This window comes from Streptomyces sp. NPDC002698, assembly GCF_042888945.1.
Lineage (GTDB): Bacteria > Actinomycetota > Actinomycetes > Streptomycetales > Streptomycetaceae > Streptomyces.
Genome location: NZ_JBIAQM010000023.1, coordinates 12689 through 36344, shown reverse-complemented (window position 1 = coordinate 36344; position 23656 = coordinate 12689). Strand labels below are relative to the sequence as shown.

General features: G+C 67.8%; 24 protein-coding genes and 3 pseudogenes. 16 read left to right on the top strand and 11 right to left on the bottom strand.

Annotated elements, in window-relative coordinates:
- Nucleotides 1–86 precede the first annotated feature (86 nt).
- Entirely contained in the window at nucleotides 87–524 is a 438-nt protein-coding gene (locus tag ACFYW9_RS27670; protein ID WP_351871624.1) for a VOC family protein, read from the top strand.
- 48 nt (nucleotides 525–572) lie between these two features.
- Here ACFYW9_RS27670 and ACFYW9_RS27665 read toward each other — a convergent pair whose 3' ends face one another.
- The gene (locus ACFYW9_RS27665; RefSeq protein ID WP_389155603.1) at nucleotides 573–1739 is read right to left on the bottom strand and encodes an IS110 family transposase; all 1167 of its coding nucleotides are present in this window, start codon (nucleotides 1737–1739) and stop codon (nucleotides 573–575) included.
- 446 nt (nucleotides 1740–2185) lie between these two features.
- Here ACFYW9_RS27665 and ACFYW9_RS27660 point away from each other — a divergent pair, with 446 nt between their 5' ends.
- The 7 genes and pseudogenes from ACFYW9_RS27660 to ACFYW9_RS27630 all read left to right on the top strand — a co-directional run.
- Nucleotides 2186–2617 carry a hypothetical protein gene (locus ACFYW9_RS27660; RefSeq protein WP_389155600.1) on the top strand — a complete coding sequence of 144 codons (432 nt, stop codon included), beginning with the start codon at nucleotides 2186–2188 and terminating at the stop codon, nucleotides 2615–2617.
- 26 nt (nucleotides 2618–2643) lie between these two features.
- Nucleotides 2644–2859 (top strand): hypothetical protein, encoded by a 216-nt coding sequence (locus ACFYW9_RS27655; RefSeq protein WP_389155596.1) that lies wholly within the window; start codon nucleotides 2644–2646, stop codon nucleotides 2857–2859.
- 434 nt (nucleotides 2860–3293) lie between these two features.
- The gene (locus tag ACFYW9_RS27650; protein WP_389155593.1) at nucleotides 3294–3479 is read left to right on the top strand and encodes a hypothetical protein; all 186 of its coding nucleotides are present in this window, start codon (nucleotides 3294–3296) and stop codon (nucleotides 3477–3479) included.
- Nucleotides 3480–3735: 256 nt separating this feature from the next.
- The gene (locus tag ACFYW9_RS27645) at nucleotides 3736–5082 is read left to right on the top strand and encodes an endonuclease domain-containing protein (RefSeq protein WP_389155590.1); all 1347 of its coding nucleotides are present in this window, start codon (nucleotides 3736–3738) and stop codon (nucleotides 5080–5082) included.
- Between the two features lie 659 nt (nucleotides 5083–5741).
- Entirely contained in the window at nucleotides 5742–5990 is a 249-nt protein-coding gene (locus tag ACFYW9_RS27640; protein ID WP_389155586.1) for a hypothetical protein, read from the top strand.
- A gap of 93 nt (nucleotides 5991–6083) precedes the next feature.
- Complete coding sequence (locus ACFYW9_RS27635; RefSeq protein ID WP_389155583.1) at nucleotides 6084–6380, top strand: hypothetical protein; 297 nt, start codon at nucleotides 6084–6086, stop codon at nucleotides 6378–6380.
- A 36-nt stretch (nucleotides 6381–6416) separates the two neighbouring features.
- Nucleotides 6417–6689 (top strand): annotated as a pseudogene (locus ACFYW9_RS27630) (ABC transporter ATP-binding protein); the annotation flags it as partial.
- A 22-nt stretch (nucleotides 6690–6711) separates the two neighbouring features.
- Here the strand turns inward: ACFYW9_RS27630 and ACFYW9_RS27625 are convergent.
- Nucleotides 6712–7998, bottom strand: coding sequence for a hypothetical protein (locus tag ACFYW9_RS27625; protein WP_389155580.1), 1287 nt, complete (start codon nucleotides 7996–7998; stop codon nucleotides 6712–6714).
- A gap of 198 nt (nucleotides 7999–8196) precedes the next feature.
- Between ACFYW9_RS27625 and ACFYW9_RS27620 the strand changes: the two are divergent.
- Nucleotides 8197–8407, top strand: a pseudogene (locus ACFYW9_RS27620) (ATP-binding protein); the annotation flags it as partial.
- 305 nt (nucleotides 8408–8712) lie between these two features.
- Here ACFYW9_RS27620 and ACFYW9_RS27615 read toward each other — a convergent pair.
- Nucleotides 8713–9696 (bottom strand): hypothetical protein, encoded by a 984-nt coding sequence (locus tag ACFYW9_RS27615; RefSeq protein ID WP_389155576.1) that lies wholly within the window; start codon nucleotides 9694–9696, stop codon nucleotides 8713–8715.
- 193 nt (nucleotides 9697–9889) lie between these two features.
- Between ACFYW9_RS27615 and ACFYW9_RS27610 the strand changes: the two genes are divergently transcribed.
- Nucleotides 9890–10770, top strand: a protein-coding gene (locus ACFYW9_RS27610; RefSeq protein WP_389155573.1) for an IS5 family transposase whose coding sequence is annotated in 2 segments (ribosomal slippage) — nucleotides 9890–10250 and nucleotides 10250–10770 — 882 coding nt in all. Because the reading frame shifts where the segments join, the coding sequence is not laid out codon by codon here.
- Nucleotides 10771–10950: 180 nt separating this feature from the next.
- Complete coding sequence (locus tag ACFYW9_RS27605; RefSeq protein WP_389155840.1) at nucleotides 10951–11496, top strand: MOSC domain-containing protein; 546 nt, start codon at nucleotides 10951–10953, stop codon at nucleotides 11494–11496.
- A gap of 15 nt (nucleotides 11497–11511) precedes the next feature.
- On the opposite strand, the pseudogene ACFYW9_RS27600 reads toward ACFYW9_RS27605, so the two are convergent.
- Nucleotides 11512–12132, bottom strand: a pseudogene (locus tag ACFYW9_RS27600) (IS5 family transposase); the annotation flags it as partial.
- Nucleotides 12133–12179: 47 nt separating this feature from the next.
- Between ACFYW9_RS27600 and ACFYW9_RS27595 the strand changes: the two are divergent.
- A protein-coding gene (locus ACFYW9_RS27595; RefSeq protein ID WP_389155837.1) for an IS5 family transposase occupies nucleotides 12180–13111 on the top strand; the annotation gives its coding sequence in 2 pieces (ribosomal slippage) (nucleotides 12180–12512 and nucleotides 12515–13111; 930 coding nt in all).
- Nucleotides 13112–13201: 90 nt separating this feature from the next.
- Here ACFYW9_RS27595 and ACFYW9_RS27590 read toward each other — a convergent pair.
- The gene (locus tag ACFYW9_RS27590) at nucleotides 13202–13768 is read right to left on the bottom strand and encodes a hypothetical protein (protein ID WP_389155570.1); all 567 of its coding nucleotides are present in this window, start codon (nucleotides 13766–13768) and stop codon (nucleotides 13202–13204) included.
- 618 nt (nucleotides 13769–14386) lie between these two features.
- On the opposite strand from ACFYW9_RS27590, the gene ACFYW9_RS27585 reads away from it, so the two are divergent.
- The 3 genes from ACFYW9_RS27585 (at nucleotide 14387) to ACFYW9_RS27575 (ending at nucleotide 17460) form a co-directional block, all read left to right on the top strand.
- Nucleotides 14387–16048, top strand: coding sequence for a dolichyl-phosphate-mannose--protein mannosyltransferase (locus ACFYW9_RS27585; protein ID WP_389155834.1), 1662 nt, complete (start codon nucleotides 14387–14389; stop codon nucleotides 16046–16048).
- Between the two features lie 216 nt (nucleotides 16049–16264).
- Nucleotides 16265–16570: a transposase gene (locus tag ACFYW9_RS27580; protein ID WP_389155567.1), complete on the top strand. Its 306-nt coding sequence runs from the start codon at nucleotides 16265–16267 to the stop codon at nucleotides 16568–16570.
- Nucleotides 16567–17460, top strand: a complete 894-nt coding sequence (locus ACFYW9_RS27575) for an IS3 family transposase (RefSeq protein ID WP_389155564.1) — start codon at nucleotides 16567–16569, stop codon at nucleotides 17458–17460. The genes ACFYW9_RS27580 and ACFYW9_RS27575 overlap by 4 nt, the downstream gene beginning before the upstream one ends.
- A gap of 80 nt (nucleotides 17461–17540) precedes the next feature.
- On the opposite strand, the gene ACFYW9_RS27570 is transcribed toward ACFYW9_RS27575, so the two are convergent.
- The 4 genes from ACFYW9_RS27570 to ACFYW9_RS27555 form a co-directional block, all read right to left on the bottom strand.
- Complete coding sequence (locus ACFYW9_RS27570; protein ID WP_389155561.1) at nucleotides 17541–17945, bottom strand: hypothetical protein; 405 nt, start codon at nucleotides 17943–17945, stop codon at nucleotides 17541–17543.
- Nucleotides 17946–17981: 36 nt separating this feature from the next.
- A complete protein-coding gene (locus ACFYW9_RS27565; protein ID WP_389155558.1) occupies nucleotides 17982–19472 on the bottom strand; it encodes a transposase in 1491 nt (496 codons plus the stop codon).
- 80 nt (nucleotides 19473–19552) lie between these two features.
- Nucleotides 19553–19984: an SRPBCC family protein gene (locus tag ACFYW9_RS27560; protein ID WP_351876249.1), complete on the bottom strand. Its 432-nt coding sequence runs from the start codon at nucleotides 19982–19984 to the stop codon at nucleotides 19553–19555.
- Between the two features lie 52 nt (nucleotides 19985–20036).
- The gene (locus ACFYW9_RS27555; RefSeq protein ID WP_328457500.1) at nucleotides 20037–21047 is read right to left on the bottom strand and encodes an aldo/keto reductase; all 1011 of its coding nucleotides are present in this window, start codon (nucleotides 21045–21047) and stop codon (nucleotides 20037–20039) included.
- A 140-nt stretch (nucleotides 21048–21187) separates the two neighbouring features.
- On the opposite strand from ACFYW9_RS27555, the gene ACFYW9_RS27550 reads away from it, so the two are divergent.
- Entirely contained in the window at nucleotides 21188–22087 is a 900-nt protein-coding gene (locus ACFYW9_RS27550) for a LysR substrate-binding domain-containing protein (RefSeq protein ID WP_389155553.1), read from the top strand.
- A 58-nt stretch (nucleotides 22088–22145) separates the two neighbouring features.
- Here ACFYW9_RS27550 and ACFYW9_RS27545 read toward each other — a convergent pair whose 3' ends face one another.
- Together ACFYW9_RS27545 and ACFYW9_RS27540 are read right to left on the bottom strand one after the other, a co-directional pair.
- Nucleotides 22146–22313 carry a hypothetical protein gene (locus tag ACFYW9_RS27545; protein WP_389155550.1) on the bottom strand — a complete coding sequence of 56 codons (168 nt, stop codon included), beginning with the start codon at nucleotides 22311–22313 and terminating at the stop codon, nucleotides 22146–22148.
- 402 nt (nucleotides 22314–22715) lie between these two features.
- Nucleotides 22716–23051 (bottom strand): hypothetical protein, encoded by a 336-nt coding sequence (locus ACFYW9_RS27540; RefSeq protein WP_389155547.1) that lies wholly within the window; start codon nucleotides 23049–23051, stop codon nucleotides 22716–22718.
- Nucleotides 23052–23656 lie beyond the last annotated feature (605 nt).

Sequence of the window (23656 nt, the reverse complement as noted above, 5' to 3'; positions counted from 1 at the left end):
GTCAAGCCGCGGCGCACGCTTGAGGTAGCGGGCAGGAGGTGTCGGAGGTGCGCGGTACAGTCCGTTCATCCGACTGGGGAGGGCTCATGGCGACCAAGTGGAGCTTGACGATCGACTGCGCGTACCCGGGGAAACTGGCCGCGTTCTGGGCGCTGGCGTTGGGCTACGAGGAGAAGCCCGCGCCCGCAGGGTTCGGGAGCTGGGAGGAGTGGTTCGCGCATCATGAGGTTCCGGAGGACGAGTGGGATGACGGGGCGTACCTCTCAGATCCGGACGGCGTGGGCCCTACCTTGTCCTTCCTGAAGGTGCCGGAGCCGAAGGTGGCGAAGAACCGGCTGCATATCGACGTGCAAGTTGGTGGCGGCCGTGAAACCCCGTGGGAGGTGCGCTGGCCGCGCGTGGTCGAGGCGGTGGAGCGGTTGACCGCTGCGGGCGCGACCGTGGTCCGCGAGGACGAGTTGCAGGGCAGGCCGGATCACGTGGTGATGGCAGACCCGGAAGGTAACGAGTTTTGCCTGGTCTGACGGGGTCGGTCAGGCCAACTGGCCGCGCGCAGCGTGTCGCGTCCCTTCCTATGCGGCAGCCCTTGCCGGCGGAGCTGGCTCATAGCGCAGAAGGGCCCAGAGGACGTTGACGCGGCGGCGAGCGAGAGCCAGGACGGCCTGGGTATGACGCTTGCCCTCAGCACGTTTGCGATCGTAGAAGCGCCGGGATTCCTCGCAGTGGCGGATGCTGAACAACGCCGAGGTGTAGAAGACGCGTTGGAGGCGGCGGTTGTATCGCTGCGGGCGGCGCAGGTTCCCGCTCAGCTTCCCGGAATCGCGGGGCACCGGGGCGACGCCGCCGAAGCTGGCGAGGCGGTCGGCGGTGCCGAACGCCGTCATGTCGCCGCCGGTGGCTGCCAGGAACTCGGCGCCGAGGATGACGCCCAGGCCGGGCATGCTGGTGATCACCTCGAAGGTGTGGTGGTCGCGAAACCGGGCCTCGATGGCCTTGTCGAGCTCGGCGACCTGCTGGTTGAGGCTCATCACTTCCTTCGCCAGCGTGTGTACCAACGTGGCGACCAGCTTCTCGCCGGGCAGGCTCGTGTGCTGCCGTTCGGCGGCCTGGACAGCGGTTTCGGCGAGCCGGTCGGGGCGGACGACGTGGCGGTTGCGCAGCCAGGTCTCCAGCCGCTTGACGCCGATCCGGCGAATAGCCGCGGGGGTCTGATAGCCGGTCAGCAGGGTGAGCGGGCCGGTGTTGGTGAGGTCCAGGGCCCGCTCCAGGCCGGGGAAGATGCCAGTGAACTGGGCACGGAGGCGGTTGACGGTGCGGGTGCGGTCGGCGACCAGGTCCATGCGGCGGCCGGTGAGGATCTTGAGATCGATGACGGTGTCGTCGCCGGCCCGCAGCGGATGCAGATCGCGGCGGACGCGGACCTGGTCGGCGATGACGGCGGCGTCCTTCGCGTCGGTCTTGCCCTCGCCGCGGTAGCTCTCGGAAGCGCGGTGGATGGCCCGGCCGGAGATGTAGTGGACCGGCTGGTCGCGGTTGACCAGGAGCGCGATGGCCAGGGCGGCTCCGCCGTCGGCCAGGTCGATGCCCCAGGTCACCTCGTCCCCCAGGGCGAGGAGTTCGAGCAGTTCGGGTTCGTCGTTAGCGACGCGTCGCGACAGCAGCCGGCGGCCGCTCTCGTCGATCGCGACGCAGTGATGGTGGGCTTTGCCTGCGTCGATGCCAGCCCAGATCGCGGCCATGTGGTGCCTCCGTGCGGTGGTGTTGCTGGTGCCTCCCACGGACGACCTCGCTGTCGATTCCCTACGTAGCGATCATTCGCAATTCCTAATTGGCAGCCGAGTCGTCGTGGGGCGTCGGGCGGCCAATCGATGGAAGCCACAAGTGGCAGAAGTTTGAAAGCCACACCCGACGCCCCTGGGTGGATGAACCATACGAAGGGCTCACCACGTCCCGCAGAACAACGTAGGGAAGTCTGACCCGGCCGATCCGGACCTGGTGGTCAGCGCGGCAAGTTGGTCATCCACCAGGTGATGAGCAAGCGGCGTTTCAACTCGTCGGTTCGCGACGTAGGCCATCGCAACCTCGGCCACTCGATTTACCGGCCCGGGCAGGAGCCTGATCACGTCTCGATGGAAGCCGCCATGGGCAACATTGAGGGGGAGGCCGCGCCACTGCCGTTAGGGAGTTGGTTCAGAGTCGGGAGCGTGCCGTCCCCTCGCACGCCCGGCACGCCCTCGCCTGGCTGCTGGCCCTGCAGTGGCAACGAAGCCGATTCCTCATGCACCGGGTGACCAAGGAGATCGGCGCCGAGGACAGCGGGCTGGCCGCCGAAGAGATCCAGACCGGCATGATGGGGCTGATCTCCATGATGGTGATCAATTCCTGGCTCCTGCGGAACGACGACGACGCGTACTACAAGGACCAGTGGAATCATCTCGTTTCCACGTTGCTGTCCAGCGACCTGTACTGGTCCTGCTACCGCCCTCGCGGCGGTGGACTACTGGTCAGCGACAACCCGGTCTGCTTCTCGGGTGTCGTGGGACGGCGCCGCCCGAGATTTCCGCCGCCTTCTTCGATCACGGCGTTGAGACGGGTTTCCACAATTTTCGACGCCTGACGGTGCCGCTCGGCAGTCGTCTAGGCGTGATCATCTCCCGTGACCCACAGGACGCTTCGCGGCTTCGTGTCGCAGACTTCAACCGCTTCACCGTCTTCAACAGCCGGGAGTTCGTGGCGCACGCACCGGAATGGTCCGGTACTCACCCGCGCCTCGCGCAGGATCTGGCCGAGCTGATGATGACGCAGCGCATGGTCGCCCCCGCCTTCTTGCAGGGCTACGCCCCTGGTGGTCGTACCTAGGACCGTCCCTGCAGAGGCTCAATGGGTACCGATCGCGGGACGACACGATGACCAGCCCGCTCGGCCACCGCTTCACCTCATAAGGCCCCGTGTTGCGCGAAGTGTTGCGGTAGGTGTCGCGTCGGCCTCCACAGCGCCCTGGAGTCAGCCCAGGTCACCACGGGCGTACGGCGTGGTCGGCCTGCTGACATCCCCGTTGCGGCTGCTCTGCCCATGTCCTTTGGCTGGAGTGGAGGAGGAAGGGACGGGCGGTCGCGGTCGGGGATCGGGGTGCGTTCAGCCGGTTGCGCGTCGGCCGGGGCCGCCGCGCCTCGTCGCCGTCAACCCGGCGGCGGGGCCGGGGCGGAAGTCGCCGGCGCCCCGGTGCTGTCTTTCCGGTGCCGAGCCCCACCAAGGGGTGAGGCGGGAGAGTCCCGCCGGATGGAGGTACCGCTGTGATCGTTCGACTCGTGGGTGGCCCGCTCGCCGGTCGCGTGCTGGAGACCACCGATTCTCCGTGGGCCGGAGGCTGGCTCACGGCCGGTGACGCCGACTGGGGCTTGTACGTCTCGGTGCACCGCGACCCAGCGACCGGCATCGTCCTGGCGGAGGCCCGGGTCACCATCCCGCGCTGCCGGTAGCCAGCCCACGGGTATCCGCTGCGACACCCGAGCCGTGTTGCATGTCTGACCTGCGGTAACGGAGCCGGATGCCCATCCAGAACCGCTGTTGCACCGCCGTGTTGCAGCGGCCTCAGAATGCTTCCGGCGCTCGTTCGGCGTGCCGGGTCGATCGGCGATCTCGAGCTCACTGTCTGGCCCCTGCGGTCATCACCGGCGAGGGCTGACGGCTGGCCGCTCCTATCAGCTTGTCGGTGCGGGCGGTTAGCCTGCTGGTATGTCGGAGCGTGTCATCTCGGGTCGCACGGGCGGTCTGATCTCTTTGGGTGCTGCGGACGCTTTGTGGGCCGGCTTGACGACCGACGGCGCTGTGCCAAGGGCTTCTGCAGCGTTCACCTGTTCTCCTGCGGATGCCCGGGTGGGGTACGTCCTGCTCGGTGGCCGTGTGGTGGCGACGGTGAAGGCAGGCGACGGCCAGTGGGGTGTTCCGGAGACTGAGGTGCGCCGGGCGGCACTGGAACTGAACGCGGTCGAGATGGACTGCCAGGACCTGGTTCGCATCGGTCCGTTCCGTGGCGCGCCGAAGAAGGAGTGCATCGAGGGAGCACTGCTGCGGTGGCGTCAGCGCATCACCTGGGACCTGCAGGAGCTGGGCGGCCCCGAGCGGGCAGCACGGCGTGAAGGTGCTGGGCCGTGCCATCTGGCGGGGATCGACTGGCGGCGGATACTCGTGGAGCAGACCCGCGACCGGACGGAGCGGACGTGGTGGCTGCCGCGCGCCGTGGTGAGACTGTTGGACGCGGCCGAGCATGCCGAAACGCGGTGGCTGCAGGCCGCGCGGCCCCGCCAGGCAACCACCGCTGTCACCGTGCCGTCCTCCCACCACCAGCAGGTCCGAGCCACCGACGGCCAGACGAGCTCCGACGGCCCAACTGCCCCACTGCGCCCGTACAACGGGGAACTGCAAGGCCAGCTGTACTCGGTACTGAGCAGGAAGCCGGGCACCTCGCGCAAGGTGGCTGGGTGGACTTGCGCCATCTGTCGTGCCGCACCCGCCGCCGTACTCGACCACTGCCATGAACACGACTACGTCCGCGCCCCCGTCTGCCACTCCTGCAACGCGCAAGAACGCCCCGACCACCTGTACAGCAACGACATCCGCGTGGCCAACCGCTACACACGCCTCTTTGACACCCACGCTGCCGACTGGCTCCGCCACTGGCACCGCTGCCCCGGCTGCCGCGCCCGCACTACCCTGCCCCTGCCACATCTCGCCGCATGGACCGCCCACGTAGCCTGTCGATCGCTGCGCCCGACCCACCGCGATGCCCGCGGCTCCCGTGCGCGCAAACCCTGCGGTGTGCTGCGCGTGTCCTGGACGGGCAGCCAGAACGCGCCCCGTTCCTGCTTGCTCACTGTCACCGTCGACTTCTGCCCTTCCGGCGAGCACCGTGTCCTGGCGCAAGTGCCCTACCGCGAAGCCGCCAAGCAGTTCCACACCTGGCTGGCCGAGACGGCCCCTGCGGTGGCCGCTGCGGCCGGACCCGACCGCCTGGACGGCCTCCCCACCCGGTCCCGACCAGTCATCGTGGACACCAGCAGTGAGGGCCTGGCACTGTTCTGAACGAACAGCACCAGATCCGACACCCACGTCAACCCCCACCCGCCCGGAGCCGGTTCGCAGCCCACCCGGATGCCCACGACACCCGCCGTCCTGCCACAGCCGGTGCCACTGGTAGGCCGACTTACCCGGAGCCGCTGGGTGATCTCCAGCGGCTTGATCTTCTGCTCGAACAGCTCGGCCGCCTGCCGCCGTACGGCTTCCCGGCGCTGCCGCCCCGCAGCGGTCAGCCCGCCCCCATCCGTGTATCTCACACAGCATGAAATGCAACCCCAGCCGCCGGCCCATCAGGCACATCGACAAAGATCAAGGGGAAGCTTCATGCTCGTCTTCCACCAGGTTGGCTAGCGCTTCGCCAAGAGCCAGATGGCTAGAGTCGCCGACCTCACCCGCCACCACTGGCAGGGGCGGCGGCATCCCGAGGGCGACTATCACTCCTACGACCGCTGCATTCTGATCGTGGCGACCACGCTGGAGGAGCTGCGCGAACACGGCCCGGCAGGGCCCGCCTTCTGGCGCTTCGGCCGCGACCACCGCGCCCCACTGCGGGACGCGATCGGCATGCCCGCAGAGACGCCTACCTCGCCCGCCGCCAGGCCGCCCGACAAGAACAACGATGCCGTGAGGAACGGGAAGCCGCGCAGCGGGAAGCACGGTGGCCGGTGTGCAGGGACTGCGGGCAGAAGTTCACCGACGGCCGGTGGGAGGCGATCGGCTACACCCTGGACTGGAGCAAGCGCCGGCCGCACCCGCACCTGTGCGACAACTGCCAGCACCGCGCCGTCGCGGCCCAAGCGCAGGCCGAAGCCGACGAACGCGAGCACCAGGAGCAGGAGCGCCTCCGCCAGGAGACAGAGGAACAGGCCGCCACGCAAAGGGCCGACGGCTGGCTCTCCCGCTTTCGCACCTGACCCAGGTAAGCCGCGGCGACCGGCCACGTGGGCAAGCCCAATGGGGGCCTGAACAAGCCCGCGTTGTCGGTGGCGGCTGCAAGGCTGGAGGGCATGAACGGCGACGAGCAGCTGCTGAACCGGCGTGTCTACGGCGCGGACCACGAGGACCCCAACCCCGGCCCGCTCCCGCACCGGACCTACGCCGCATTGGTCGGCGGACCGCTGGACGGCCTGCTGCTGGACATCCACGGATGGCGGACCGAGGAAGTCGACGACGGCGTGGCCCTGCCCACCGAACTCGGGCGGTGGCCCGGCGGCCGCGCCCTGTACGACCCGCACCCCGGCGAACTCCGCACACCGGGGCCGGGCGTCAGCTGCCGTTTCTACTACTCCGGCGACACACCCTGACCACACACTCTGACCACAGATCCGACCGCGGCAGGTGACGAGGCGACCAGCGCCCTGCACTCGGGGAGCGAGATCCTCGTACAGGAGGCTCTGTGGCGGCTGATGGAGGGGCGCATGGCGCTCGTGGTGGCGCACCGGCTGAGCACGATGGCCGGCATGGACCGGCTCGTCGTCCCGGATTGGGGGCGGATCGTCGAACAGGGCTCCCACGATGAGCTGCTCGCTTCGGATGGCACCTACGCCAGGCTCTGGCAGCGCCAGTCCGGCGGCTTCCTCGACGACACCCCCGTGCGGGCCGAGCTCCCGTGAACCCGGCCCGCGCGCGGGACCGCTAGCCGCGTGCCGTACGGCGGCGGCGCACCACCAGGATGATGGCCGCGCCGACACCGACGGCGGCGGCCGCGGCGCCCGCGACGGGCAGCGCCGAGCTGGAACCGGTGCTCGCGAGGTCACCGGAGGGAGCGCCGCCGTCCGTGGAACCGGTCGTGGGCCCGTCGGTGCCGGAGCCTCCGTCGGTGCTGGAGCCGCCCGTGGCGCCGGACCCGCCGGTGGAGCCGTTGCCACCGGTGGACGAGGAACCGCCAGCCGCCGACCCGCCGCTGCCACCGCTGGCGCCGGTCACGTCGAGCGTGATGTCGGCCGTGTCGTTGTCCTTCTCGGAGTCGTACGGCCGGGGCCCGTCCTCGAGCGTCACGGAGCCCTTGGCGCCCGCCACGGCCTTGTCGATCCTCAGCTTGAAGGGGTAGGCGTAGCGGTCGCCCTCGTCGATCCAGACCGGGTTGGTGCTGCACCGGTAGGTCCCGGGGGACACCTTCGCGCAGTTCCCGCTCTTCGTCACTGTCGTACCGGCGGGCATCCTGACCAGGATCCGGGGGTCCGGGACGCCCGCCTTGTTCTGGTCCACCCAGGCGGGTCCGGCGTTGGTGAACCCGGCCTTGAACTCGACCGTGTCCCCGACGCGTCCCTTCAGCGCGGCACCCGTGGCCTGGAAGTCGGCGGTGTTGTCCACCGTCACCGTCACCGGCCCCCGCTTCGCCTTGGCGTCCTCGCTCACCGGGGTTCCGGGTTTTGCCTGTGGGGCGTCGGGCTGCTCGACGAGCTCCAGGGCGGGGCCGGTGCCCTGCACGGGGCCCGAAGTGGCCTCGTCACCAGGCACGCTGTCCAAGTCCGTGACGTTGACGTACAGGCGCTCGTAGAGGGCCCTGTCCATGGCGTCGATCCTCAACCCGCCCTCGACCGCGTAGACGACGCCGGGTTCCACCGTCCGGTCGAACGCGCAGATCGCCAGGGCGCCACTGGGGATCTCGTCGTAGCCCCAGGTCTTGTAGGAACGGCAGTTGGAGGGCACCTGCCCCAGGCTCAGTCCGTGGCTGACGGTGTACCTCACCCACACTTTGTCGAGAGCTTCGGTGCCGGTGTACGTGAAGCGGGCGGGCACCGTGAAGGTTTTGCCGGGCTTCACCCCGTCGACCGGGGCGATCTCCTCTAGAACCAGTCCCGGCTCGGGTTCGGGGCCGTCGGCGGCGACGGGAGCGGCTCCCAGTGCCAGCAGGGCGACGGCACCCATGGTGCCGGCGGTCCGGCGCAGCGGGCGGTGTCCGAAGGGGGTGGGGAACATGAGGTCCTCTGGTCGATCGTCGGTGACGGAGGGGTGAACTGCGGTGGTACATCAGTCCGCACGGGAGACATCCGTCATGGTCGAAGGGTTGTACGAGGACCCGAACCGGGCGGGCCGCCCAGCTGCCCACCGATAACCGACCGCTGCTCGCCCTGGAAGCATGGGATCAGCTCCTGCGTGGTCCTGGAAGGAGTCGTCATGACCAGCCCGCACCACACCCTGACCGGGCTGGCCTCGGACGCCGCCATCGACACCGCATGCCGAAGTGCTCCGGCTTCCCACGATGCGAGCCCAGTTCCCGGACATCGTCAGCCGGGCCGAACGCGAGCGCCTGTCTTACCGAGGATTCCTCGCCGAACTGCTGATGGCCGAATGGGAGGATCGAGACCGCCGTCGATCCGAACGCAGGAGGAGCCTCCCCCTGAGTGGTGCACACCCCGGACACGAGTACAGGCCCAACGTGGCCGGCCACCGCCACCCGGTCCGCCACAGCGGCTCGAACCGCCCGGCCGCCGGCCGCGGGACCGCCCCGCACGCCGTGCACTCCAGCGTGTCGGCGGACGCCGCCGTCGAATAGAGTGGCGTCGGCTGGACGCGCACGCCGTACCCTCGCCGGGCCCACGCTCCGGGGAAGGCCTAGGCACTGTCCGGCGGATCACGTGACTAGGAACCGGAAGGGCATCCTGCCTGGCACCGGTTGGCACGACAGCCCTTTCAGTTCTTACGGATGCGGTGGGCCTTGGCAACGAGTCTGCGAGGCAGCTTCGGACCTGCACATGCGTAGTCGATCAGCAGGTTCCGGTAGGTGGTGTTCGCGAGCTCCGGCGCCAGGGCGATCAGGGCACTCAGGTCGTCGGACGAGCCGGAAAGGCGCGTGCGGTAGGCAGCGCCCGCCGCGCGCAGGGAGACTTCGTGAGGTTCGTATTCCAGGCCCTGTTCAACGAGGCTTGCGGCTGCGGCGAAGTCGCCCTGCTCGGCACGCACGTCCGCTAGGTCCAGGTAGAGGGACCAGTTGGCGGAGTCTAGGAGCAGGGCGCATTCGAAGGCCGCAGCAGCCTGATCCAGGTCGCCCATCACACGCCAGGTGGTCGCTCGTGCGACTGCGGTCCACATGACCTGATCGACGGCATCGGCGCGGTCACACAGAGCGAAGGACAGTTCGTACCGGCCGCAGGCCCGGGGCAGCCGGGCCATGGCGGCCAGCGACTCCGGCACGGGATTCCGTTCGGACACCACGTCGAGGGCATGGAACCAGGGCGCGAACCGCTCCCGCATCTCGTCGGTGTCCAGGTCGTGACCGTAGTCCAACGTCCGCAGACATGCCTCGGCCAGCGCCGCAGCACTCACCGCGCTGAGAAAGCGTGCATCGCCGAACCAGGGTGCAGCGCCCCATGCCACGTTGGGCCGCACACCCGTGACCGAACCAAGGGCCATTACCGCGTCGTCCATGTCCCCTTCAAGGAACAAGAAGTACGCCTGCGCCAGCACAGAGCTCAAGGAGCCGTCCTCTCCGAGGCTCTCCTTCAGTTCCGAGCGTCGGTCCTGCCACAACTCGGCAAGGGCCGCATAGGGCTCCGGAGCTGCCGGTGCCGAGGCTATTGCCCCCACCAGAAGCTCCACGGCGCCCACCGGGCTTCCGCCGCAGTGCGCCATCACACCAGCGAGACTGACTCCCGCCGCCACTGACTGATTCGACATCGCCAGAGAATACCCGTGGCCAAAGATTCTGTGAGCACTTCCGCTTGGACGGCGGTACCGCTGTTGGTGATCTGTCAGTGACGGCAACCCTGCCGGCAACGACGGCGCGCAAAGGCGACGATCAGACCAGGAGGGGAGAGCCCCCTCTCAACGCATCGCCAGATCCTGCCAGTTGCTGGCTCGTTAGTCCAGCATGGGGCGGGGTGATCTGACGAATGCTGAGTGGGTCCGGCTGGAGCCGCACCTGCCGGCGTCGGGACGGCGCGGCGGGCGGTGGAACGACCACCGCAAGGTGATCAACGGGATCTTGTTCCGGGTCCGGACGGGCATACCGTGGCGGGACTTGCCCGAGCGTTTCGGCAGATGGAAGACCGTCTATGAACGGCACCGGCGCTGGTCGGCGGACGGCACGTGGGACCGGATCCTGCGTGCCGTCCAAGCGGAGGCCGATCTCGCGGACCGGATCGACTGGAGCATGGTCAGCGTCGATTCGACGTCATGCCGGGCCCATCAGCACGCGGCTGGGGCTCGAAAGAAGAAGCCGCGCGTCCCGAAAAAAGGACAACGCCCCGGCACCACCGCTCCGACGAAGGACTCGGACGGTCCCGGGGCGGTCTGACCTGCAAAATCCACCTCGCCGGTGAGGGTGGATGCCGGCCGTTGGCCTTCCTGGTCACGCCCGGACAGTGGGGCGACGCACCGCAGATGATCGAGGTCCTCGAACGCATCCGCGTTCCCCGTACGGAGGGCGGACGACCGCGCACCCGGCCGGACCACCTCGGCTGCGACAAGGCATACAGCTCACGCCGCAACCGTCGTTACCTGCGAAGACGCCAGATCAAGCACACCATCCCAGAGCCGAAGGACCAGCGGGCTAACCGCAAACGGCGCGGCAGCAAGGGCGGCAGGCCCGCCGGTTTCGACACCGAGATCTACAAACGCCGCAACGAGGTCGAGCGGACGATCAACCGGCTCAAGAACTCCCGAGCCGTCGCCACCCGCTACGACAAGAGGGCCTACGTCTTCCATGGCACCGTCACGGTTGCGGCGGTCCGCTTATGGCTCCGCCCGTGATCCGCCGGACAGTGCCTAGGAGCTGTCTCTTTGGCGTTCGTTGACGGGACGGTGCCGATCAGGAGCCGGACATGACCCATCCGCCCGATGAGGTCTGCTCACTGCACGCTTCCCTCACAAGGCTGCTTGCACCGCCTCTATGATCGACCGGCCGCAGAACGACGACAGGTGGAGGACGTGATGCCTGGTCAGGTGACCGCAGTGAGCCGTAACGAGGGGTACTCGTTCAGCAAGCCCAATCGCGATTCCATCAGGCTGCTCACGGGGCTCGGAGTGGAAGGAGACGTTCACGCAGGTGAGACGATCCGTCACCAGTTCCGCATGACCTACGAGCCGAACCTGCCCAACCTGCGCCAGGTCCACCTGATGCACGAGGAACTCTTCGACGAACTCGCGCTCAAGGGCTTCAGGGTCTCTGCGGGCCAGCTCGGCGAAAACATCACCACGCGCGGGATGGACCTGTTGGGCCTGCCCACCGGCGCCCTGCTCCATCTCGGGGAGCAGGCGGTACTTGAGGTGACCGGACTGCGCAACCCATGCTCGAAGATCAACGACTTCCGCAAGGGGCTGCTCGGTGAGGTCTTCGCCATGGACCCCTTGTCCGGCGAGTTCACGTTCAAGTGTGGCGTCATGGCTGTGGTCCGCCGTGGAGGGACCGTCCGCCCCGACGATTCCATCCAGGTCGAGCCCCCGCCACCCCCTCACCGCCCGCTGGAACGGGTCTAGGTTCTTGTTCCGTGGTCATCGGCGTGCCCAGATGAGGATGGCGGCGAGGTGGAGTGCGCCCTGGTAGCCGATGGCGAGCTTGTCCGTTCGCATGGCCAGGCCGCGCCACTGCTTCAGCCGGTTGATGCATCGCTCGACCGCGTTGCGTTGCCGATACGCCTCGGCGTCGAAAGCCGGTGGGCGACCGCCGACGCGGCCTCGCCGCAGACGGTGGCCGATCTGGTCGGACGGCTGGGGGATGACAGCGCGGATTCCACGTCGGCGGAGGTGATTTCGGATCGCGCGGGATGAGTACGCGCGGTCCGCCAGGACGGCATCGGGTCGGGTCCTCGGTCTTCCCGGCCCGCTTCGCGGAACACGGATGCCAGCCATGACGGTCTCGAAGGCCGGGGCGTCGCCAGCCTGGCCTGCGGTGACGCAAAGGGCGAGGGGGGCGTGCAAGGCTGTCGCTGGCGAGGTGGACCTTCGTGCTCAGGCCGCCGCGGGAGCGTCCAAGCGCATGGTCGCCGGGTTCGGCCCGGCCTGGAGCCCCTTTTTCCTGGCGCCGGCGGCGTGCTGGTGAGCCCGGCAGACGGTGGAGTCCACCGACACGGTCCCACCGATGTCGTCAGCACCCTCGGCCGCTGCTAGGACTCGTCCGGCCGATCATGTGACCGCTTCATGTCCGGGTCGTTGCTGTGGACATGGGGCGGGGTGATCTGAGTGATGCCGAGTGGGAGCGGCTGCGGCCGTTCCTGCCGGTTAGTAACGGGCGTTGTGGCAGGTGGCGGGATCACCGGCAGGTGATTGACGGGATTCTGTACAGGGTTCGGACCGGGGTGCAGTGGCGTGACCTTCCGGAACGGTTTGGGCCGTGGAAGACGGTCTACGAACGGCACCGGCTGTGGTCGGCCGACGGGACATGGGAGCGTCTGCTCCAGCAGGTCCAGGCCGCGGCGGATGCGGCGGGTGAGATCGACTGGGACGTGTCGGTCGACTCCACCATCGTGCGGGCGCATCAGCACGCGGCAGGCGCCCGCGTCGACCCACCGCCGGCCCCCGCCTCCCAGGGGGCGGAAGTCCCAGAACACCAGGACGAAACGCCGTGGCAAAGCCTGCACGCCCGCCTGGTGGAGGTGGTGCGGGAGGTGAGGGCCTTGGCCGCTCGCGCGGCGGCTTCACTACAAAAAACCACCTGAGCACGGACGGATGCTGCCGCCCACTTTCCTTGATCGTCACACCCGGCCAGCGGGCGGGCTGCACGCAGTTCAAACCGGTGCTGGAGAAGATCCGCGTCCCGAGGTCCGGTCCGGGCAGGCCCCGCAAGAAGCCGGACAGCGTCGCTGCCGACAAGGCATACAGCAACGGACCGTGCCGCGAGTACCTGCGACACCGGGGCATCCGGCACACGATCCCGGAGAAGACCGGCAGCCAGGCCGCCCGCCTGCGCAAAGGCTCACACGGCGGGAGGCCACCTGGCTTCGATGAGGAGCGGTACAAGAAACGAAACACCGTCGAACGGGCTATCAACCGGTTGAAGCAGCATCGGGCGGTAGCCACCCGCTACGACAAGCGCCATTACGTCTACCTCGGCACCGCCACTGCGGCAGCTCTCACGATCTGGCTCCGCACATGATCAACGGGAATGCTCCGTATCACTGATCCGGCAAGGTTCCGCGCTGCCGTAGTCGAGGGTCTGCACCTCACAACAGCGATCGAACCGCCGCTATGCGGAGCGGAGAACGGGATCGATCTCTGCCAGGCTCTCGTGCAGCCGACGGGCCCCCTGGGCAACACGATCGTCGGTGTCGCCCGACATCTCGTCGCAGATCCGTAGCGCCTCGTCCAGATCGTCCGAGAAGATGCTGAAGACATCGACGATCGCGGTGTGGATGTAATCGGCGTGGTTGTCGTTGGCGACTGCCAGTGCGGACGCGACTATCGTCAGTCCGATCCTGTCCTTTCGCCGAAGCAAGCCCTCCGCGGTCCGCCGGGTGACGAAGGTGTCACCACGGTCGAGCACAAGGCCCAGCAGTAGCTCTACGGCCTCCGGCATCTCGGCGAACCCTGCCAGGCTGTGACCGGCATCCGCCCGGTCACGCCAGTCATCGCTTCGCCCGAGTTCGCCAAGCGTCACGACCACCGCACGCCGCAGGTCACTGTCCACGGATTCGCCCGCCCCTTCCAACTGCCCTTTCAGGGAGCCCGGAAGATCTTTTCGTGGACGGATTACGATGCCCTTCTGGTCCGTGCGCATCTTCAGCTCGGTACCCGTGGTGATCGTCTGGGACAATCGGAACATCCACAGGACGGCCGGACTACATCAGGGCGCGGCTGACCACGATTGGCTCACCATCTTTTCAACTCCCGTCCTATGCACCCGATCTGAACCCTGTCGAGGACGTTTGGTCGCTGCTGCGGCGAGGCCCATAGCCAACACCGCGTTCACTGACCCCGAACACCTTGAGCGCGCCTTCCGTCGCAGACCGGCACACATCCAGCGACACCCCGACCTCATCAACGACGGCCTCGCCGAAACCGGCTTACACATCACTGCACATCCGACACCAAGGGTCAGTAGTGGTCCTCGGTCTCGCCCCATTACCTTTGCCAGGTCGGTCCCGATGCCGTCTACTGCCCGCTCCGCCTCCGCTGCCAAGAGGGTGCCGATGCCGTACCGCTTCTCAACGCCCGAGCCGGTGCTGACCTCAACCCCCTCCAGGCAGCGCCTTGTCCAGGTTCAAGCAGTCCCGATCAGCGAGGGCTGACGTGAGCCGGCGTGACCACCACCCACCGCCGGGCAACTGCTCCCGCTCGGCCTGCTCTCCACGAGTAGAAGGCTCACCACGTGATCCATGAGAAAACGCCCGCGTTTGTCGACGAGCCACGGAAGGGGGCGAATCGCCAGCCGATCTCCTGGGAGCGGCGGCTGCGGCACTTCGGCCACGTCGGGCGCCCGCCTACGTCCGTGCGTGACCGTCTGGTCGTGCCGTTTCCCGAACCCGGGTCACGGCTTTGGCGCACGCTCGGGCTGTCCCCAGTAGCCGCGTGCCGGCTGGCGCGCTGGTCGCAATGGGGCGGGCCGCTGCTGGTAGCGCTCCTTGCCGGGCTGCCCCGCTTTTGGCGTCTAGGCAGCCCGGGGGCGGTCGTGTTCGACGAAACGTACTACGCCAAGGACGCATGGTCCTTGCTGCAGCTCGGCTACGAGGGCACCTGGCCGAAGGGCCAGATATCCGACCCGCAGATCCTGGCCGATCCCCAGGCGATCCCGCTCTCCGACGCCGGGTCCTTCGTCGCACACCCGCCGACGGGCAAATGGGTCATCGCCCTCGGCGAGTGGATGTTCGGCCTCACCCCCTTCGGCTGGCGCTTCATGACGGCGCTCCTCGGCACGCTGTCGGTGCTGATGCTGTGCCGAATAGGACGCCGCCTGTTCCGTTCGACACCGCTGGGCTGCCTGGCCGGAGCACTGATGGCGATTGACGGTCTGCACTACGTGATGAGCCGCACCGCTCTGCTCGACCTCGTCGTCATGTTCTTCGTACTGGCGGCGTTCGGCTGCCTGCTCATCGACCGGGACGGTGCGCGAGCCCGGCTCGCGGCAGCTCTACCGGTCGACGAGGACGGCCGGGTGCGCCCGGACGGACACACCGGCGACCATGCCGGGACGGGAGCGCGTCCCTGGCGGCTCGCTGCCGGCCTCTGCCTGGGACTGGCGGCCTCAACCAAATGGAACGGCCTGTACTTCCTCGCCTTCTTCGTGATTCTCACCCTGCTGTGGGACGTCGGCTCTCGCCGCGTAGCGGGCGCGCGCCGCCCCTACCGCGCAGTGCTGCGCAAGGACCTCGGCTGGTCGGTGCTGTCCCTCGCCCCGGTCGCTGTCCTGACGTATCTGGCGACATGGACCGGTTGGTTCCTGTCCGACAACGGCTACGGACGCCACTGGGCGGACGCCCGTGGTGGCACATGGTCGTGGATCCCGGCCCCGCTGCGCAGCCTGTGGCACTACGAGCACGGCGTCTACCAGTTCAATGTTGGGCTGAGTACTCCCCACAAGTACGACTCGAACCCCTGGAGTTGGCTGGTCGTCGGCCGCCCTGTGCTGTTCCACTACCAGTCGCCGGCACCTGGGAAAGACGGCTGTCACGCGGCGGCCAGCTGCACACAGGCGATCCTCGCCTTGGGAACACCGCTCCTGTGGTGGTCGGCATGCTGCGCACTCGTGTACCTGCTCTACCGATGGGCGCTGCGCCGCGACTGGCGCTCTGGCGCCATCCTCTGTGCAGTGGGCGCCGGTTATCTGCCCTGGTTCCTGTACCAGGACCGCACGATCTTCTCCTTCTATGCGGTCGTCTTCGTGCCGTACCTGTGCCTGGCCGTGACGATGATGCTGGGAGCCCTGCTGGGTCCAGCGGGAGCGACCGACAAGCGCCGCATACGAGGTGCGGTGGCCGCAAGCGTCCTTGTCCTGCTCATCGCCTGGAACTTCATCTATTTCTTCCCGATCTACACCGGACAGACGATCCCGCATGCCGACTGGCTCGCCAGAATGTGGCTCGACACCTGGATCTGAGCCTGGCCACATGATCGAAAGCCTGGACGTCGAGGACGGACACCGGGGCGGGGACCGGCTACTCGGCGGCCCTGCTACCACCGGCTTGGCGCGGACAACGTGACGAATGCTGACGCGCCGCGCGCCATCGAACGGTGGAATGGACACTCTGAAGCTTCCCCTTGACGTTGGACACCTGGAGACTGGGACGTGAGGTTCCAGAGGAAGTAGTGCCAGGTGGGAAGTAAGAGCAACCGCAGCAGGCGGTACACGGAGGAGTTCAAGCGGGACGCGGTCGCCCTGGTCCGCTCCTCCGGCAGGACCGTCACCGAGGTGGCCCGGGAACTCGGCGTCAGCGCCGAAGGGCTGCGGAACTGGGTCAGGCAGGACCAGGTGGACCGGGGCCAGGGGGCGTCGGTCGGCCTGACGACGGCCGAGCGGGAAGAGTTGCGCCGCCTGCGTCGGCAGAACCGTGAGCAGGCCGAGACCATCGAGGTACTGCGAAAAGCCGCGGTCTTCTTCGCGAAGGAGAGCGATCGATGAGCGCGGTGTATGCGTTCATCGAGGCGGAGAAGACCACCCACAACGTTGCTCTGCTGTGCCGGCTGCTGCAGGAGGCCCGTTCCTCGTTCTACGCCTGGCGGGCCGGCGAGCAGGCCCGTCGGGCCAGGCAGGCCGCCGACGATGCCCTGGCCCACGAGATCACGGTGTTGCACATCGCCTCCAGACGTACCTACGGAGTGCCACGCATCCACACCGATCTGCGCAGACTCGGTCACTGGGTCAACCACAAGCGAGTGGAGCGGATCATGCGTGAACGCGACATCGTCGGGGTCACCCGCCGCAAACGCCGGGGTCTGACCCGCCCGGCCAAGAGGGCGGTGCCCGCGGCCGATCTGCTCGGCCGGGACTTCACCGCCCCGGCACCCGGTATGAGGCTGGTCGGTGACATCACTTTCATCGCCACCGGCGAGGGCTGGCTCTATCTGGCGACTTGGCTGGACCTGGCCACCCGCGAGATCGTCGGCTACTCGATGGCCGACCACCACCGGGCGTCCCTGGTCGTCGACGCGCTGGCGATGGCCGCAGGCCGCAGCCGCCTCCAGCCCGGCTGCATCGCACACTCCGACCGCGGATCGGAATACACCTCCGAGGAACTCCGGCGTGAGATAAGCCGGTTGGGGCTTCGGCAGAGCATGGGAAGAACCGGGTCATGCTTCGACAACGCCGCCGCCGAGTCGTTCTTCGCGGTGCTGAAGGAAGAGATCGGCACCCGCCGATGGCCCGACCGGGCCACCGCCCGCGCCGAGATCTTCGCATTCATCGAGACCTTCTATAACCGCAGGCGGCTGCGGAAGCATCCGGCTTGGGGCTACCTGACCCCACGGGAGATCCGGCAGCGGCACGAACAAGGTCATGCCCTCGCAGCGTAAGCATTGAGTGTCCAACATCACGGGGAAGGTTCAGGTACCAGTCCTGGGTGGTCGCCCAGGACTGGTGTGGCTGGAGCGTTTCAGTCGTCCACTGAGCGTCGTAGTTGGCCAGCTGAGTGTTCGGCTTCCGTCCAGTCCCCTTCGTGCGAGGTGTGGGCGACGCCAGTGCAGGCCAGAACTGTCGTGGCGGCGGCGTTGAGAAAGAGCATGAACGTCCATGCCCGATCTACCGTCCTGACCGAGCCGATGCGGAGAAGTTCGTCTCCTGTGGCTTCGAGGATGCCGACCGTCATATCGAGGCCGAGTGTCACCTGCCCGTGCTTCTGCGTGACCCGGCGTCGGATCCGGTAAGTGTGGAAGAGCTGGTTGGCAGGGACCAAGCCCTCCCAGACATCGAAGGTGCCTCCGGATAGCAGCGCCTCTCGCGCTGGGCCACATGCCGGTGTCTGCTCGGCGAGCATGTCGTAGAGGTCATCGCGTGTCATGCGCCAACCCTGCCGGGCCATCGCTCAACTGGCCAACTAGCGGTGGTTTGTTAGGCCGGGGTGTAGAGGTCGATGGGTCTTCCGGTGCTGACGGCGTTGATCAGGTTCTGGAGTTCGGTGGGTGGGGGCTTGGCTGTCCAGGCTCGCCAGTAGCGTTGCAGCGTGGTCCAGGGCGTCAGCCAGCCACGGACGGCCCGGATCGCCTTGGGCCAGCTGGCCGGGTGGGGCTGATGGGACGGCGGACGGCCCCCTCTCTGCCCGACCGGCGGTCGGTTCCTGGTCGTCAACGCGTGGAGGTGGGGCGAACCAGGTGTCCCAGCAGAAGGAGAACGCGCAGGTGACGAGGGTCTGGTGACGGCGGATGGCGCTGTCGGAGCGAACCTGGAAGTCGGCCCAGCCGAGTTCGTCCTTGACTTGTTTGTAGCTCTGCTCGATCCAGTGCCGGAGACCGTAGATCCGCACGATCTCGGTCAGGTCGGCCGGCTGGATCGGGCTCTCGGCCGCACGTGGTCCGCCGGGCCTGGGCAGGTCGGTGGCCAGATACCAGGTGGACTGTGTGGGCAGGGTGGCCGGGTCGGTGGTGGCCACGACCAGGCGGACGTTTCCGTCGGGGCCCCACCAGCCCAGGTGCGCGTCTGCGGCCCACCAGGTGGTGGTGTGCCCGTCGCGGAAGGTGCGGGTGACCGCGCTCCAGTCGCCTGGCTCGTCCGGGTCGTGCCAGGCCAGGGCGCGGGCGGCATCGACGGGAGTGTACGCCTGGTCGCCGTAGGCCCAGGCGCCGTGGCGGGGCTTGATCGCCATGACGAACGGCATTCCGGCATCGGCCAGTTCACGGCGGAAGCCGTCCTGGTCGCCGTAGGCGCAGTCGGCGGCCACCGCCCGCAGGACCACTCCCGCTTCCTTCGCCTGCGGGGCCAGATCGGAGCCGCTCTGGCCCCGCAGGACCACTCCCGCTTCCTTCGCCTGCCGGGCCAGAGCGGCTCCGATCTGCAGCTTCGTGCGGAAGCCCGGGTCGTTCTTCCCGTTCGGGAAGTGGTGGGCGGGGGTGTAGGGCACGGCGTGCAGCGGGTAGTAGACGCGCTCGTCCGCCCAGCAGGTGGTCACCGTGACCACGCCACGGTCGATCCTCCCGACCGATCCCAGGTACTGCTTGCCCACGTGCGCCGTCGCACTCCCGTCCTTGCGGTCGCCGGAGTCGTCGATCACCAGCACGCCGCCCGGGTGCGGGGCGGTCGCCGGATCGGCCAGCAGCATCTCGACCCGCCGGGCGTTGATCTTCTCGTGGTCCCACGTCGACTCGGACAAGAAGAACTGCAGCCGCTGCACCGACCGGTGCTGGGCGCCGACCACCGGCTCCGTGCCGACCAAACAGGTCAGCGTCTTGTTCCGGTCCCGCGGCAGGAGCAGACCGGTCAAGTACTCGCGGAACCCACGCCGCTGTGCCAACGTGGAGAACAGGTCATCAAAGCGTGCGGCGTAGGCTTCCAGCGGGCCAGGCGCGGGCGGACACGGCACACGACGGGTCATCACGAGCCCCCCTGGCGGCGAGACGACGTTCCTCTGCTACCGGCCTACTGCAGCTATGACCCGCCGTCAACAAACCACCGCTAGACCGAGGCCGGGGGTGCGGTGAGGGTCTGGTTCAGTGCGGCCAGGCCCTGCGTGTAGATGCCGTGGAACAGGGCGACGGCGTCGTGGTCGCTGATGCCGTCCGGTGTGAAGACGCCGGACCATTCCACACGGGCCGTGTCCCGGCGGGGCGTCTCGTGCACCGTGAGCGTGGAGCGGTAGCCGGTGACGGGGAACGGGGCCTGGAGGATCGAGTAGCTGTACGTCCGGGTCTCGTTGTCGAAGGCTTCGAGTCGTTCGACGATCACCTCGCCCTCCTCGTTCTCCAGGCGGCGCAGGCGTCCGCCTTCACCGAGTTCGCTGGTGGGGATGTAGGGGAGCCAGTCGGGCAGCGAGTCGAAGCCCCCGATGAGCTGCCAGACGCGGTCGGGCGATGCGGTGATGTCGATGGACGCGGTGGTCGTGGCCACGGGTTTCTCCTGTAGGTGTACGTGTACGTATATGTGTGCGGGGTGGGAAAGGTCAGGCGGCGGGGACGGGGGCGTCCTGCGCTATCAGTCGCTCCTCGCGCAGGTCGGTCCAGAACTCGGCCGGGATCCTCTCGCCGAGAGCGGCGGTGTCCTCGGCGATGCGACCGGGCTTGGTGGCGCCGGGGATCGCGGCCGCCGTCGCCGGATGGGCGAGGGAGAACTGGAGCGCGGCGGACTTGATGCCGACTCCGTGCCGCTCGGCGAGTGCCTTGATCCGCTCCACCTTGTCGATGATGTGTGCGGGCGCCTTCTGGTACTCGAAGTGCGTACCTCCGGCGAGGATGCCCGAGCTGTACGGGCCGCCGACCACGATGTCCACGTCCTGGGCCGCGGCGGCCGGCAGCAGGCGCTGCAGGGCGCGGCCGTGGTCGAGAAGGGTGTAGCGGCCCGCGAGGAGGAAGGCGTCGGGCTTCGGCTCGTCCAGGTCCAGGGTGAGCTCCAGGGGTTCCACGCGGTTGACGCCGAGGCCCCAGGCCTTGATGACCCCTTCCTCGCGCAGCCGCTGCAGGACCCGGAAGGCGCCGGTGCGGGCGCTCTCGTAGGCGGCCAGCCACTCGTCTCCGTAGAAGTCCTGGGCGACGTCGTGCACCCACACGATGTCGAGGCGGTCCGTGCGCAGCCGCTCGAGGCTGTCCTCGATGGAGCGCAGGGTGGCATCGGCGGTGTAGTCGTTGACCATCTTGTTCGGGCGGCCGTGTTCGAACAGGCCACCCTTCTCGCCGAGGTCGCGGGCGGCAGGGTCCTCGATCTCGTCGAGGACGACACGGCCGACCTTCGTGCTGAGAACGAACTCCTCGCGCGGGTGCTGTGCCAGTACGTCGCCGAGCCGGATCTCGGAGAGTCCCGCGCCGTAGAAGGGCGCGGTGTCGAAGTAGCGGATGCCCTGGTCCCAGGCCGCCTCGACGGTGGCCGCGGCCTCTTCGTCGGGGATGGCGCGGAACATGTTGCCGAGCGGTGCGGTGCCGAAGCCGAGCGCGCCGGGCAGGAGGGACTTGATGCTCATGAAGGGGTCCTCGCGATGGTGGTTCGGACGGATACATCACCGGATGTGCGATCCGTCGGCCTTGCGTCTTCGAGGCTAGGATCCCTACATGAGACTGTCCAAGACTTGCTCGGACAAACTTGAGACCTCCGAGGTCCTACATGCTTGACCTGCGACAACTCCGCTACTTCGTCGCCGTCGCCGAGGCCGAACACGTCGGCCGCGCCGCCGAGCGGCTGCACATCTCCCAGTCACCCCTCAGCCGGCAGATCGCCCAGCTCGAGAAGAACCTGGGTCTCACGCTCTTCGAGCGCAGCCAGCAACGCATCCGGCTGACCTCCGACGGCAGAGTCTTTCTGACCGAGGCGCACGCCCTCCTGCGCCACGCCGACCGGCTGGAGAACCTCGGCCGACGGCTCGGCCGCGGGGAGGAGGGCGGCCTGTGCATCGGCTACGTGGCCGATGCCATGCACACCGGCGTCCTGCCCTCAGCCCTGCGCACCTTGCGTGACCAGCGCCCCAACATCCACGTCGCGCTGTACGACCAGGAGTCGGCCGAGCAGTTCGAGGGGCTGCGCCAGCGGAGCCTTGACATCGCGCTGGTGCGCACACCGCCGCCCGAGGGCGACCCGGACCTGGACGCGGCGCCGTTGCTGCGGGACCCGCTGCTGCTCGCGCTGCCCGAGCGGCATCCCCTCGCCCTGGCGGAGGAGTTGACACCCGGCGTCCTCGACGGGCAGCCGTGGATCGCGGTGGGCGACGCCCAGGATCCTGCGTGGCGTGACACGTTCGTCGCGTCGTGCGTCGCCTCCGGTTTCACGCCGGACATCCGTCTCGACGCGGCCGACCCCCTCACCGCGCTGGGTCTGGTCGCGTCCGGCCTGGGCCTCGCGCTCATTCAGAGGAGCATGGTGCGAGGCATGTCCGACGGCGTCGCGGTACGTGAACTTCCCTGGTACGAGGGGTCCGTTCAGCTGTGGGCGGCTTGGCACCGGATCGATCTGCGCCCCGTGGTGGCCGCCTTCCGCGAAACGGTGCTCGCGGACCGGGCCGCCGGGTGAGGGGAGGCCGCGGTCGGCGAACGGACGCGGAGGGCTCCGCAGGCCGCCGCCCACGACCTCAGCGGAAGTCGTTCTTCTTGAGCTCGATTACCCATGCACGGCGTTCGCAGATCTTTCCGTCGCGCATACGGAACACCTCGGCCATCGACATGCGCATCACCTCTCCTGTCTCGCGCTTCACCGTTCCGCCGAGCTCGGCCATGACTACGTCGTCCTCCTCGACCATGCGTCATCCCCGCGCCCGCGGGGGTAACTCCAAGCTCCGGGACAGAATCACCGCCGCGGTCGTGACGGCCTCTTCCACGCGCGCTACCTGCAGGTGCTGACGCCGTCCGGAGCGGGAGTGTCGGCGGTGCTCGCATTCCACCGGGCTGACCTGTTCCCCTCCTTCGGCCTGCCGCTCGAACGTCTTGCCTGACTCCCGTAGGACGGATAGCCCTCAAGATCGGAAAGACAACAGCAACTCACTGGACTTCCCCACTTGTTTGAGATCTGGATCAAGTAGGGCGAGGAGTAGCCCCGGCTGTTTTCAAGGCTCTGGCCGCAGTTCCGTGAATTTTGAGCCTCGTTCGCCCTCCTCCCGACCCGGATTCTCACCCGGCCATGAGGGCTGTGACTGATGCTCGCCTCATGCGACGAGCCTGGTGGCAAAGGCCGCTATCAGGGTGTCCGCCCTCAGCAGCAGCTCGGGGTTGGAAGTTCCCGTCACGCGGACAGAAACCTCACTGCCACCCACGGCCTGCGCAAGGTGCACTTCGAAGCGATGGTCCGATCCGACGAGCGGATAGCTGTACCAGCGATCCGGGTGCTCATCATCGGTGGCTTCAAGGCCGAGTTCGACCGCCTGCCAGTCGGTGCCATCGAAGTCGTAGTTCGCGTAACGCGCCAAGAGAGCCAAGAAGGGCTGGACGTTCTCGTTCCAGATCCAGCCCTCTACCGCGCGTTCCCGGTCGCTCTCTGCCATCCGGCCAGAGTGCCACATGCGGCACGTTCGCTCCCCGCCATATGTCCGTTCACGGAACTGCGGCCAGAGCCGTTTTCAAGAATCCCGTGTGCCACGAATGCGAAAGGAACCGTATGTAGGAACAGTTCTGGAAGCAATGCTGTGCAAGTCATGAAGGTCTGGCCCTTCGGAGCCGCCCTGCGGGGGGAGGCTTCAAACCGCCACATGCTGCGAAAGCGGTGACGCGATCGTGGTGAGCGATGTGGAGAAGGCGCCCGAGAGGCGTCAGGTGGGGATCAGGAAGACGAACGCAAGTGAACCACTGCTGAAGTGTCGTTATTGAAATCGAAGTGGCATCAAAACTGGGCCCACGGGATTGGGTCTGGGATAAGCCTGACGGGTGCCCGTCTATTGGTCAGGTGGTGCCCGGCATGGAGGTGGCGTGAGCCTGGTCTGCTGGTCTTGCACGGAACGTGGGAAGGCACGCTTCGACACTGCCGTTCCCGAGAGGGCGGCGAGAGGGAGCGCCCTGAGCGGCTGAACCGCGAGGGACTGAGTACCGGCGCGGAGCGTGCTGGCGGACCGGCCCGTAGTAGTGCTGAAGCCCCTGTAACGGGGGCGGAGCG